The sequence below is a fragment of the Bartonella sp. AP4SXKL genome (genome assembly GCF_042195845.1).
GTDB lineage: Bacteria > Pseudomonadota > Alphaproteobacteria > Rhizobiales > Rhizobiaceae > Bartonella.
In genome coordinates this window covers 128801-142909 of record NZ_JBHIPA010000001.1, presented here as the reverse complement: position 1 = coordinate 142909, position 14109 = coordinate 128801, and the positions used below count along the sequence as shown (strand labels likewise).

General features: G+C 35.9%; 10 protein-coding genes. 1 reads left to right on the top strand and 9 read right to left on the bottom strand.

Annotated features, from left to right (window positions below; translation table 11 throughout):
• Window positions 1-374: 374 nt before the first annotated feature.
• The 3 genes from ACFIMI_RS00595 to ACFIMI_RS00585 form a co-directional block, all read right to left on the bottom strand.
• Window positions 375-1949, bottom strand: a complete 1575-nt coding sequence (locus ACFIMI_RS00595) for a peptide chain release factor 3 (protein WP_375638149.1) — start codon at window positions 1947-1949, stop codon at window positions 375-377.
• Window positions 1949-3610: a lysine--tRNA ligase gene (locus ACFIMI_RS00590; RefSeq protein WP_375620882.1), complete on the bottom strand. Its 1662-nt coding sequence runs from the start codon at window positions 3608-3610 to the stop codon at window positions 1949-1951. The genes ACFIMI_RS00595 and ACFIMI_RS00590 overlap by 1 nt, the downstream gene beginning before the upstream one ends.
• Before the next feature lie 373 nt (window positions 3611-3983).
• A complete protein-coding gene (locus ACFIMI_RS00585; RefSeq protein ID WP_375612782.1) occupies window positions 3984-5219 on the bottom strand; it encodes an argininosuccinate synthase in 1236 nt (411 codons plus the stop codon).
• 170 nt (window positions 5220-5389) lie between these two features.
• Between ACFIMI_RS00585 and ACFIMI_RS00580 the strand changes: the two genes are divergently transcribed.
• Window positions 5390-6031, top strand: coding sequence for a LysE family translocator (locus ACFIMI_RS00580; protein ID WP_375612781.1), 642 nt, complete (start codon window positions 5390-5392; stop codon window positions 6029-6031).
• A 790-nt stretch (window positions 6032-6821) separates the two neighbouring features.
• Here ACFIMI_RS00580 and rlmN read toward each other — a convergent pair.
• The 6 genes from rlmN to lptC all read right to left on the bottom strand — a co-directional run bounded on the left by rlmN (window position 6822) and on the right by lptC (window position 13978).
• The gene (rlmN, locus tag ACFIMI_RS00575; protein WP_375638148.1) at window positions 6822-8048 is read right to left on the bottom strand and encodes a 23S rRNA (adenine(2503)-C(2))-methyltransferase RlmN; all 1227 of its coding nucleotides are present in this window, start codon (window positions 8046-8048) and stop codon (window positions 6822-6824) included.
• Between the two features lie 41 nt (window positions 8049-8089).
• Window positions 8090-8593, bottom strand: a complete 504-nt coding sequence (locus ACFIMI_RS00570; protein WP_375611465.1) for an invasion associated locus B family protein — start codon at window positions 8591-8593, stop codon at window positions 8090-8092.
• A 1886-nt stretch (window positions 8594-10479) separates the two neighbouring features.
• Window positions 10480-10944: a PTS IIA-like nitrogen regulatory protein PtsN gene (gene ptsN / locus ACFIMI_RS00565; protein ID WP_375611353.1), complete on the bottom strand. Its 465-nt coding sequence runs from the start codon at window positions 10942-10944 to the stop codon at window positions 10480-10482.
• 912 nt (window positions 10945-11856) lie between these two features.
• Window positions 11857-12651 carry an LPS export ABC transporter ATP-binding protein gene (gene lptB, locus ACFIMI_RS00560; RefSeq protein ID WP_012754448.1) on the bottom strand — a complete coding sequence of 265 codons (795 nt, stop codon included), beginning with the start codon at window positions 12649-12651 and terminating at the stop codon, window positions 11857-11859.
• Window positions 12652-12657: 6 nt separating this feature from the next.
• The gene (locus ACFIMI_RS00555) at window positions 12658-13257 is read right to left on the bottom strand and encodes an LptA/OstA family protein (RefSeq protein WP_375612778.1); all 600 of its coding nucleotides are present in this window, start codon (window positions 13255-13257) and stop codon (window positions 12658-12660) included.
• A 76-nt stretch (window positions 13258-13333) separates the two neighbouring features.
• Window positions 13334-13978 (bottom strand): LPS export ABC transporter periplasmic protein LptC, encoded by a 645-nt coding sequence (gene lptC, locus ACFIMI_RS00550; RefSeq protein WP_375692169.1) that lies wholly within the window; start codon window positions 13976-13978, stop codon window positions 13334-13336.
• Between the last annotated feature and the right edge of the window lie 131 nt (window positions 13979-14109).

Sequence of the window (14109 nt, the reverse complement as noted above, 5' to 3'; positions counted from 1 at the left end):
TGGGAATAACAAATTTCATCTTATTGATTATTTGCTTTATTTTGACTGTATACAATTTTCATACAAGAAAAAACTGAAAAGCTCTATTTATACAGGAGATTTTTAGCTGACATTCAAAATACTGAAATATATGACCTTGTCTTAAGCTATTGTGAAAAAATATATCAAAATTTTAAAAGACGTTACAATTACAAATATATTATAACTTATTGAATATTATAAAATAAATTTACCGTATTCTTTATACAGTGCAATCTGAAAGTGTTCTTTACATACTCCTTTTGTTTTCAGAAAAAATAACAATATTCAGATCCCCAACTCAATATGAAAAATCATTATCAACCAAATTGTTACATAAAAAATTCTTCTTTATTTTAAGAGCGTACTTGATAATCTTTAAAAGCAGAAAATTTTATTTTAGGAGCTCTTTCTGCTTCATAATTTAATGAAAAATGGTTCTCCGCTAAAAAAACTGGATCACCTTCTAAATCATACGCAATAGCAGAGCGGTGATTGCTGAGAAACTTTTGCAACTCATCTTTGCTCTGCGCTGAAATCCAACGGCATAAATTAAAGCGCGCAGACTCAAAATTCACTGGCAAAGAATATTCTATTTTTAATCGTTCTTTTAAGACATCAATTTGCAAAGCACCAATAACACCAATGAGAGAAGGCGACCCATCATCAGGAATAAACAATTGTACAACCCCTTCTTCAGCCATTTGTTGCAAAGCTTCTTTGAGCTTTTTTGCTTTCATTGGATCGCCTAAACAAACACGACGCAAAATCTCTGGTGCAAAATTTGGTACTCCCTTAAAGAGGATATCTTCTCCTTCAGTCAAAGTATCGCCGATACGCAATGTTCCATGATTAGGGATCCCTACGATATCACCAGCATAGGCTTGATCAGCAATTTGGCGCGAACGCGCAAAGAAAAATTGTGGAGCCGAAAGTGTCATCGGTTTTCCTGTTCGAACCAACTTTGTTTTCATACCACGTTCAAGTGTTCCAGAACATACCCGAAAAAATGCAATACGATCACGATGATTAGGGTCCATATTCGCTTGAATTTTAAAAACAAATCCCGTCATTTTAGGTTCAGTTGCTATGACATTGCGCTGATCTGCACTTTGATCACGAGGACTTTGACCAAAATCTATAAGCGCATTGATCAAATCACGAACACCAAAATTTCGCAAAGCTGAACCAAAATAAACCGGTGTCATATGACCTTCACGGAAAGCTTGAAGATCAAAATTCTTGCAAACACTTTGAGCGAGTTCTACTCCTTCAAGAAAAGTGGAACGTTGATATTGGGGAAGTAAATGGACAACCTCACTGGGATTTGAAACGATCCGCTGTGTTATCTCATCATCTTTTTGGCGAAAACGGTTATGATGAAGGTCATAGGTCCCGACAAAATCTTTACCCGACCCAATGGGCCATGTTATGGGGGCGGTATCAAGAGCAAGCTTTTCTTCAATTTCATCTAAAAGCTCTATAGGATCACGTGCCTCACGATCCATTTTATTGATAAAAGTAACAATAGGAATATCCCGCATCCGACATACTTCAAACAATTTCAGTGTTCTTGGCTCAATTCCGCGTGCCCCATCCAATACCATGATAGCACTATCAACAGCTGTGAGAGTGCGATACGTATCATCCGCAAAGTCCTCATGTCCTGGAGTATCTAGGAGATTAAAAATATGATTTTCATATTCAAACGTCATCACCGAAGTCACAACGGAAATACCACGATCACGCTCAATATTCATCCAATCAGAACGGGTTTGAATACGATCTTTTTTGGCTTTTACTTCTCCTGCAAGTTGAATAGCACCACCAAACAATAAAAGCTTTTCTGTTAATGTTGTTTTCCCCGCATCTGGGTGAGCAATAATTGCAAATGTACGGCGTCGCTTTACTTCCTGCACTCTTCGTTCCATTATTCCTCCACAGGACGTGCAAGTGTTTCAGCAATCAGTGCACGCATTTCATTAATCCCATAAAGCGCTATAAATGATCCCCATCGTGGACCTCGCTCTTGTCCAAGAAGGACTTCATACAACATTTGAAAAAAAACATTAGAAACACCAGGCCCACCTTCAGGGCTTTTTTTGCTATGATCTTGATAGCGTTCCGTTAACCTTGCAACATCAAGAAGCATATTTTGTAATATGTTGCCATCAACAGTTTCAGGTAAATGAGCTAATTTTTCATCAATTTGTGCTAATGTTGCTCGTTCGCTATCATCTGGTATACGAAATTTCTTGTTTGGTTTAACAAAAACATCAAAATATTTAATGGCAAACTTCACCAATTGATCAAGTTCTGGATAAGTTTGTGCATTTGCTTCTTTAGCGTAACGAGAAATAAAACCCCAAAGAACTTCTGCATTCTCTGCATTTGAAGCACTTACCAAATTTAAAAGCATCGCAAAGGATACAGGCAAATCAACCTGCGGTGGACAACCATTATGAATATGCCATACAGGATTACTGAGCCGTTCTTGCCATTTTTGACGACCATAAGCAGAAAGATGAGCATAATATTCATCTACAGCTTTAGGAATAACATCAAAATAAAGCCTTTTTGCTGTTTTAGGTTTTGAAAACATATAAAGCCCTAAACTCTCTGTTGGGGCATAAGTAAGCCATTCATCAATGGTTAAGCCATTTCCCTTGGATTTGGAAATTTTCTGCCCTTTCTCATCTAAAAAGAGCTCATAGTTGAATCCTTCTGGGGGGGTTCCACCTAATACTTTACAAATTTTAGAAGAAAGATTTGTGGAATCGATAAGGTCTTTTCCGGCCATTTCATAATCAATGCTAAGTGCTGTCCAACGCATTGCCCAATCTACCTTCCACTGACACTTAACTTTGCCCCCCGTAACCTCTGTTTCTATGGTTTCTCCTGTTTCAGGTTCAATATAAGTGACAGTCCCTTTTTCAACATTACGCGCAATCATCGGTACCTGTAATACTTTTCCAGAAAAGGGAGAAATCGGTAGAAAGAGTGAATAGGTCGCTTGCCGTTCTTCACCTAATGTTGGTAAAATAATTGCCATAACCTTGTCATAACAGGCAAGGATTTTCAAAAGTGTTTCATCAAAACGACCGGAATTGTAATAATCCGTAGCACTTGCAAATTCATAATCAAAACCAAAACGATCAAGGAAAGCCCGTAACCGCGCATTATTTGCCGCTCCAAAAGAAGGATAATCATCTCCAAAAGGGTCGGGTACACGGCTCAACGGTTGACCAAGATAATGTTCCATCCTCTCGCGATCAGGCACATTCTCAGGAACCTTGCGCAAACCATCCATATCATCAGAAAAACAAAGTAATTTTGTTTTTACTTTATTCTCCGTGAGAATATGAAATGCATGACGCACCATGGTTGTACGTGCAACTTCCCCAAAAGTTCCAATATGCGGTAAACCAGAAGGGCCATAACCTGTTTCAAATATCACACTGTCTGGATAACCCGTTTTTTCATACCGTTTGATAATCTTACGTGCTTCTTCAAATGGCCAAGTTCTCGATTGAGAAGCTGCATCTTTTAATTCAGGCGTAAGGTTGAGGGTATCACACTGATCACGCATCATTATTTATCCTAAAAATTACACTCTTTCAAAATAGGGTGTATGGTTCTTGAATTTATTCGTCAATAATAGCAAGCAAAAAGATGAAAATTTCTTTATACTCTTAAGTCACTATACAAAAACCGCCCTCGTTATAAATATATTTTGTTCTGATAAAAATCAAAAACATTCAATATTATAAAGCAAAATTGACCTGTTTTGATTATCGAAGCCTTCATTGCTATTATTATCATGGGTTTTGCTTATTATATTTATTAGCGCAGAAGATAAGCTTCTAGTATTGAACGAAAGAACGGTAAAAACCAACAGAAAAATGCTTAAACTAGGCATTTCATACAAAAGCACTAATCCATATTACACTTGTCACCGTAATTTTCTATTTCTTTTCTTTATCACCTTGATGACGCATTGCTAATGTACGCAAACGTAGAGCATTTAATTTAATAAAACCAGTTGCATCTCTTTGATCATAAACACCTTGATCATCCTCGAAAGTTACTAACTCACTGGAATAAAGTGATTTTTTACTTTGGCGCCCTTCAATAATTACATTCCCCTTATAAAGCTTTAACGTGACTTCACCTTCAACATGTTCTTGAGATAAATCAATAGCTGCCTGCAACATCTTACGTTCCGGCGAAAACCAAAATCCATAATAAATGAGTTCTGCATAACGTGGCATCAATTCATCTTTTAAATGAGCTGCGCCACGATCTAACGTTAAAGATTCTATAGCTCTGTGAGCCGTCAAAAGAATGGTTCCACCTGGTGTTTCATAAATACCCCGTGATTTCATACCCACAAAGCGATTTTCTACCAAATCTAACCGACCAATACCATTATCGCGCCCATAATGATTTAACTCTGCAAGTAAAGTTGCAGGTGATAAATTTTTTCCATTGATTGAAACAGCATCGCCTTTTTTAAAGCCAAGAGTAATTCTGGTTGCTTGATCTGGAGCATCTTCCGGCGAAAGAGTACGCATATGGACATATTCAGGAGCAGGAAGTGCTGGATCTTCTAAAATCTTTCCTTCTGATGAAGAATGCAATAAATTTGCATCCACTGAAAAAGGCGCTTCACCTTGCTTATCCTTTTCTACAGGAATTTGATGAATACGAGCAAATTCAAAGAGATCTGTCCGACTCTTAAAATCCCAATCACGCCATGGAGCAATAATCTTTATATCAGGATTAAGCGCATAAGCGGAAAGCTCAAAGCGTACCTGATCATTGCCTTTTCCTGTTGCTCCATGAGCAATGGCATCTGCCCCTGTTTCCTCAGCAATTTCAATAAGGCGTTTTGAAATAAGTGGACGTGCAATTGATGTTCCTAAAAGATAAGTCCCCTCATAAACGGTATTGGCTCGAAACATCGGAAACACAAAATCACGCACAAATTCTTCGCGCAAATCTTCAATGTAGATCTCTTTAACACCTAGCATTTCAGCTTTACGACGAGCAAGTTCTAGCTCTTCCCCCTGCCCCAAATCTGCTGTAAAAGTTACAACTTCAACACCTAGCGCACTTTGCAACCATTTAAGAATAATTGACGTATCCAATCCACCTGAATAAGCCAAAACAACTTTTCTAATATTTTGCCACTTTTTCATTTTAACGTTCTATATGAGCTACTTTTTTATTTCTACCCAAAAATCAAAACGATGCAAGAAATATAAAAATAAATTCTTTTTAAGCAACATTAAAAAGACGCAAAAAGCGTAAATAAAGGTGCCTCAAAGTATAAATAGTGAACACTGCTTAAAAATAAAAGGAGATTTACGTGTCATTTCTACCGGAGTGGTCTATTGTTGTACAATTTGCTTTAGCATCGTTGATTTTAGCACTTATTCCAGGACCAGATATGATGCTTTCTGTAGGACGAACCATTACACAAAGCAAAAAAGCTGGAATTATGTGCGCCTTGGGTAGTGCAACAGGGTTTGCCATTCAGGTTACCGCTGTAGCACTTGGCTTATCAGCGCTTATTTTTGCTGCACCACATACTTTTGTTCTTCTGAAAATTGTTGGCGCCTTTTATCTTTTATGGTTTTCCTTTCAAGCTTTACGGAGAAACCCCACTTTTTCCTTTGAACAGACATCTTCTAAATCTCAAAGCGCTAAACGTAACTATCTTGCTGGTATTGGAATTAATCTTCTCAATCCTAAAGTTATACTCTTTAACGCGACATTCTTACCACAATTTATCAATGCGAATGATCCTATGGCAACACAAAAATTGCTCTTTTTAGGACTCTCTTATATTCCTATTTCTTTCCCCATTACAATTGCAATCGTTTTTACAGCGCATAAACTTACCAAAACTCTCAAAAAGAACCCTCTTTATATTCGCTTTCTCGACTGGCTTATTGCTGGTACTTTTACCAGCTTTGCCCTCCATCTCCTTGTGGTTACAAAACATTGATTTATACGTGTAATGTATCGCTTTTAATTTAAATAAAAAAAACAAATATTATAAGATTTTTTCATTTCAAACCTGTTTGTTTTGGATAAAACAATACCTTTCCTTTGTACATCACAAGAGAAGCTGGAGTTTTCGTATGGATAAAAACTATCTAAGAAAAGAATAAAAACACCTCTTATAAACCATCTCAAGTACTAAAAGCTGTTACAACATTGGGAGCTGAAAAATAGAATGGTGGTACCAATTTACACCTTTATTAAACATAAAGGTGTAGGAGTACAATACATTTACAGAAGCTTTTTGTTATACTCCTCACAAGCATTATCGTGATATGAAGAGTGTACTAAGAGATACTTAAAAAACATATCAATGGATAACTCAATGGTATTTATATTTTAGATCCTCTGTTTTGCTTGTGATGCGTGATCTTATTTAAGAAAATAATAAACAAAAGCATGAGGCAGTGCACAATCTCCACTTTTTAAAAGATATTACCGTAGATGCTTTTAAAAGACATAAAACCGAATTAACGAGTATGATAATAAGGTAGAAATTAGTTATAATCCTTAAGACCTCATATTCCCTCTAAATTAGGTTTCCTTCTTATTTCAGAGATTATGTAAACAGACTATAGACAATCTCTTACCCCATTTAGCATATAAACGCTGAAACTGTTCGTCTAGCACTTATCCATCTTAATCTCTGTCTCACATATGCCATCGCATGAAGTTTGGATATTAAATTACAAACAAAAAAGTATAGGCCTCGATATCGCTGAAAATTGCGTTACCTAATGACCAATGGCATTTTCAAGTCGTAAACGTTCAGATTTACGTAAGCGCTCTGAAGCTGATTTAAGCTGTCCACATGCAGCTAAAATATCGCGTCCACGCGGTATCCGAATAGGAGAAGCATAGCCCGCTTGATTAACGACATCAGCAAAACGCTCGATTTGCTCCCAATCAGAACATTGATAATTACTCCCTGGCCACGGATTAAAAGGGATTAAATTAATCTTAGCAGGAATCCCTTTCAATAACTGAATCAATCGCTTAGCATCATCTAAACTATCATTGATATCTTTCAGCATAACATATTCAAATGTGATTCGTTTTGCATTGGAAAGACCAGGATAATTACGGCAAGCCTCCATTAGTAAAGCAAGCGGATATTTTTTATTAATGGGAACAAGCATATCCCTTAGTGTATCGTGTACTGCGTGGAGTGAAATTGCTAACATAACACCAATTTCTTCTCCAGTTCGGATAATTCCAGGAACAACTCCACTAGTTGAAAGCGTAATTCGACGTTTTGATAAAGAAAGTCCATCGCCATCAGAGGCAATCAATAAAGCTTTTTTAACAGCTTCAAAATTATAAAGAGGTTCTCCCATTCCCATCATAACAATATTGGTAATTTTTCGTCCTTCAATGGGAACAATTGCTCCATCAGGGGTATTCTTATCAGGAAAATCACCCAAACAATCACGTGCAACCAATAATTGTGCCAAAATTTCTTCTGCGGTCAGATTACGAACAAGCGTCTGCGTTCCCGTATGGCAAAAAGAGCAGGTTAACGTACACCCTACTTGCGATGAAAGACATAAAGTACCACGTCCTTCTTCAGGGATATAAACCGTTTCAATTTCAACAGGCCTTCCAGCTCCACGTGCAGGAAAACGTAAGAGCCATTTACGCGTACCATCTTTTGATATTTGTTCTCCAACAATTTCTGGGCGCGCAATGGAGAAATGACACTTAAGTGTTTCTTGCATTGCTTTAGAAATATTCAGCATCTCATCAAAATTTGAAACACCACGCACATAAAGCCAATGCCAAAGCTGACGCACACGCATACGCGTTTGATGCTCTGGTACACCAACTGTCTTTAAAGCTTGCATCATTTCATCTTGCGACAAACCAATTAAAGAGAGCTTAGAACTCTCCTTCACGACCACATTATCTGTTTTTCGTGCAAAACATGAACCAACTGGTCTAAGGTCATAAGAAATGGCCATTGCTTTCCAATTCACATCACTATTTTAGAGTTATCGAAACCTTAATGGCACTTTTGAGCTGCATTTAATGCAGCAGTGACCCCTTTTAAGGAATAAGTATAAGTGGTATGCGTTCCTCGTTTTGATATCGCTTGCACTGTCATATTGCTTCCAGCACGCATAGCAGAAACAAGCTGCTTTTCTAGCTCTGATGACGCCAGCCAAGCTGAGGAATCTTTCGTGAAAAAATCAAAGTCCTTACCTCCAATGGTCACTGTCACTCTCGACCCTTCTTGAAGGGTATAACCAGCCATAAACTGCGGTTCAAACGAAATAGGTGAATGAGAACGCTTGGTAACCAAGAAAAAGTTATCACCATGATTAACTGTCGTTGGAAGAGCCTTCAAAGGTACCGATAACACATAGCAAATCGTATTTTTGGGCGATTTATAAGAATAGGCTCCCCACGCTTCAAATTGATTTAAACGGCTTGGCGTTTGTGCATATGCCACTCCCGCTGTAACAAGAACCATTACAGATGCAGCAATAACAGTCTTTTCAAACATCTTCATTTAGCTCACTTCTTTAGTCTCTAACAAGATTTTCTTCATTGGAAAAATTCAACAAAAACTCCCCGACATTCATGTGTTATTGTCCTAATTCCTTCAATAAGCGAAATATTTTCAAACTAATCAAAATAGATTTCTACGTTTCATTATGACCTTTTAATCGTTACCAAAAAATAAACTTCTTATTCAATAACCACATTAAAAAATAACATCTTCATTTTACGCTACTTATTTCGTTTTTGTATAAAAAACGATTTCTTTAAGCTATAGAACTTCAAAACGAGATGAAAATATACCATCACACTATTAAGAAATAAACCATACTCTTTATATCACAAGCAATCTGATGCAAAATTTTGAAAATACACCCCGGACTCCCCGCAAAAAAGCTTAATCGCCTTACGAATATCACTTCTCGACTTTATGCATTCAATACATTTATGTTCGCAAAATACTCCACCTTTTACTCATTATAGTGCATTCATATTTCGTATTCAATATCGTCCCGATAACACTTTTTCTCAACCTTCAAAAGACCTTGTAAAAATAATAAAATATTATCAAGGTATTAATAATAAAACATAAAGAATTTAGATTCTATCTCAATAATCACATACAATTTTGTTTCTTTTGATCTTATTTCCCTATATACTTCATCTCCAATTATTAATTTCTAAAATGATTTTAGTAGCTTATAATAGCTTAATCGTATTATTTTAATGTATTAGACGATATTTTTCTTTCTGTTATAAAAAACTTCTTAAGAATTCTTTGGGAAAGTCTCCTTATCTTATTTCTAAGTAATTTATAAAAAGAAATATAAAACTTTTTTCTATAGCAGTTCTAACATTACCGTTTTTTAAACAATATTTTAATCAATTAAAGACACTTAAATAAATCTTCCTATGCATAAAAACTCTTTCACCCAACCTAAAGGTATAATTTTCATTCTTACCGTACAAAATTGTTCTTTAGCATGAGCTCTATACAACAGCAGACATCTAAATCATATCTATAAAATAGTTGATCTCTCCACTTGTGAAGAAGAAAGCTGGCATCATAACACTATTTTCCAGCTCCCAATGTTTTACTGCAACCCTCAATACTTGAGACGATTCATAAGAAGCATTTTTACCCCTTTCTTGTACAGTTTTTATCCACACGCTAATTCCGTTTACAACGTGCAAGGAAATGGTTTTGATTGATTCAACATAAACAAGTTTGGAATGAGAGAATTTTACAATATTCGGATCTCTCATCCAACATGCGAAATAGTGAATTATATTTAAAATTAATATCTTGCTATACTGAAGATACAATATATCTCTTATTTCTTCTTGAGCATTAAAATATTATCCCTAAACACTCAAACTCAACTTACAAAAAAATTCAATGCACAAATAAACTTTTCTGTTGATTTCTTTCCCGCTTTCAAAGGACGAAGATTCTTAATCCAATCTGGACTGAAAAAGTTTGGATTCTTGTCGAGCGATCTCCTCTTTTCTTCCCACTCATGTGATTCACTTAACTAAAGGCTCTACAGACAAGTCCTGTTTTAAAATATTTACCACGCACTCTAAAAGCACTTAATATATTAAGAAAACTTACAGAATTTATCTCACCATATCTCAAATGATAGTGTTTTTACAGTATAACAGGATAAAAGAATCCACGAACATAATAATTAGATGCTTTAATATACGAGAACAAGAAAGGAAAAGCCCTTCGTTTTTGTTGGTTGCTCTTTAAAAAGAAGGTTCAATTAGAAGTAATTTTCTTAAATCTCATGACATAACCTTTTGTTATTAGTCTTAAGATGCAAATTATATTATTTCCTACGCTCTGTAGTGCATACCTCGCAATTTATACGCTCATAATAACTTTTAAGCTGCATTTGATTCTGAAGTTTGAATCAATAAAGCATAAAGCGCATTGGCATTATGCGTACTGCGCAACTTTTGTACAACATCAGTGTGACGCAAAACACGTGCGATCTGTGATAAAGCTTTTAAGTGATCTGCACCAGCATTTTCAGGTGCTAAAAGGAGAAAAACGAGATCTATAGGTTCGTCGTCAAGAGCTTCAAAATCAACAGGACTTTCAAGACGTGCAAATATACCAATGATCCGATTAATATCAGGTAATTTTCCATGAGGAATCGCAATACCTCCACCCAAACCCGTTGAACCAAGCTTCTCGCGTTGTAAAACAACATCAAAAATCACATGCTCACTAAGACCTGTTAGCTTGGAAGCTTTTTCGGCTAAAATTTGCAGAACCTGTTTTTTCGAATTAGCCTTAAGAGCCGGAATGATCGCTTCCGGTGCTATTAACTCACTCAAATTCATACTTTAATTTTCCTCTTACACGCTAAAATGCTCATCAATAAACCTATAAACGCTATAGATACTTAATGTTCTTTCACTTTTCGCAACATCGCATGTGTTTTTACTTTTCAATTTATAATGGGTGATGGCTCAATACATCTCATATCACTTCTAAAACAATAATAAATAGTATTCGGATCATCATTAACGGCATGAGAAACCAAACAAATGAAGTTGTTCATAAAGTTAATTTCCTTACGACTCTAGAAAAGGCCATTATTCATAAACTTATTAAACTTGTCATAAGAGTTGATGTATAATCCGCCATCAGAGTTTTTCTTTCTTTAAACAATGAGCCCTTAAATTAAGATGAAAAGCATACTGAGCAAAATAGACCTTTACTTTGAAAATTACTGTATAGCTTGAACATCGACTTATAACAAGAATATAAAGATTTTTAGAAATTTAATGATTATTTTAAAAGATTTATAGATTTAGCCTGATATCTGTAGCCAAGCTCCTATTTTCAAATAGGCGATATAAACCAATAAAATACGACAACTCCTATTGAATAACCGCAATATATAAACCGGTGCTCCCATCAAAATACCTAAAACAGCATCATCGATATATTATTTGATTCGACAGAGAAAAATATGATAAATATCTCTTACCTTTCAATAACACACGCATTTATTGAGAGCTTCGTTTATCACTCATTATCACGTTAATCTAGTGATATCTTTTCTATGATATAATTATGAGTAAGCTAAACTTATAAAACAACAAACTAACCTCTAATGATGAAGCCTTTTTCACCACTCAATAACAACATTAAGGTTATAGTCATAAAAGAAGTTTTGGCATAAATAAGGAAATTTTCAGTAATAATGTTTGGTTAAACTTAAATGGAAACTCGTGAAAGCTGTAAAATCAAAGAGAAAACTGATTTCCCAAATAAATTCTGCGTACATCAACGTTGTTGATAATATCGTTAGGACAACCGTGAACTAACACCCGCCCTGTATGAATAATATAAGCGCGATCGACAAGCCCTAATGTCTCACGCACATTATGATCCGTTATTAAAACACCAATGCCACGCCTCGTTAAATGACGAATAAGTTGTTGAATATCGAAAATAGCGATAGGATCAATTCCTGCAAATGGTTCATCAAGTAACATAAAATGGGGACGAGAAGCTAAAGCGCGCGCAATTTCAAGTCTCCGACGTTCACCTCCAGATAACGAAAGTGCAGACATTTTACGTAAATGATCAATTTTAAATTCATGTAAAAGGCTATCTAACTCTTCACGTTGTTTAAGGCGATCTTTTTCAACGACCTCTAAAACAGCTTTAATGTTATTTTCTACTGAAAGACCACGAAAAATAGACGCTTCCTGTGGAAGATATCCAATACCTAAACGCGCACGTCGATACATCGGAAGATGCGTAATATCAAATCCATCAATTTTAATGGATCCTCCATCAGATTTTATAAGCCCTGTCACCATATAAAAACAAGTTGTTTTACCTGCCCCATTGGGCCCTAAAATGCCAACGGCTTCTCCCGTACGAATGCCAAAAGAAACACCATTAACAGTTCGTCTTCCTCGATAAACTTTAATCAAATTACTGGCAATCAAGGTCCCTTTTAAGGGATTTTTTGAAGCTTCACTTTCAAGATTATACCTATCGGTCTGTTTTTTTCTTTTGATTCCAAACATGAAATCTTAATGGCCATTCTTTTGATTTTGTTTTAAAATAATAGAAACACGACCTTTTTTCTTAGGCGTCTCACAACCTTCTAAAAAAGCCTTTCCGCTTTCCATATTTGCCGTTAGTTTGCACCCCGTTGCCACATTGTCACCATCAGTTAACACAACATGATTCCCTGTCAAACTCATCATTTTTGACTTTCCATCAAAAACACCTTTATCACCCGTAGCAACTTGCGTAGCAATTTTTATATAAACTTTTCCTAAAGCTTCCATTTTTTGTATACTCGACGAACCAAATAAAGAAACAGATGATGCCTTTGTATCTTCCTTGTTTTTATCAATTTCTTTATATGCTTTATCGTAGTAAACAACTAATTCTGCCGTTTTTAAAAGACGTTCACCTTGTACCACTGAAACATCACCCTTAAAAAGCGCTATCCCTTCTTTATCACGTATTTCCAAAGAATCTGCATGAAGTTCTACCGGTTCTTTATCGCTTGATAGACTTATTCCAAAATGAGCCACTTCAGCATATCCTAAAACTGCTCCTTCTCCTAACATTCCCATGCTAAAAGCTAACATCACACCTATCCATCTTTTGTACGATTTCATTATTTCAATTCTTCTGTTTGTATATACACATACTTCTCTTTATAAATATCCTTTAAAGATTTGTATTGATATTGCGTTATTGCTTTTGAAGCACTAAATGCACACCACCATGGAAATATATGTTTTTTCCTTTTTCTCGAATTTGTAAGGCGTTTGCGGCAAGATTCAAACCGGCTTGCTGAATATTAACACGTTGATCTGTTTTTAACTGTCCCTCGGATAAGTTAATACTAGCTGACATAAATCGTACCATCATCCCATCATTCGTCGTAATCGTGAATGGCTTATCCAACTGTAAAAAACCATTAATGTTATCGTAAACCCCCCCTTGTGCGACGAGAAAAACCTGTCGTTGTTGGCCCATAAATGCTCTAGCTGTAATGTTTTGCAACCCAATCATTCCAGCGTGTGTATGGTCTTGAAATGCCTTTTCTGCTTTAAGCCAATAAGGTTCATGAGCACGCGTATACCCTTCTAATTTTGGATTGAGCATCGTCAAATTCATCACGCCACTTTCTCCATTATTCAAAGGCATAGAATCAGGAGTAACGGGAACCAAGAAAAACGTAAACCAGCAAAAAACCAGCGCTGAAATCAACGCTAAGAGAGGTAAAAAAATTTTTAATATGCTAATGCGACGCGAATGACGGGATGCTTTTTTTAAAACATCTCCAAAAGATGATTGCGTTGAAAAGGCTTCATAATGATTGTGTACGGACATACTCTCCTGATCTCTTAAATCCTCCGCATTTTTAATCTGTATACCCTTTATAGAAGGTATTTTCAAATTTTGTTTCTTGCAATTTGTTTTTTCTTGATTTTATTTTGCTTTTATCCGTTTATATATTGTAA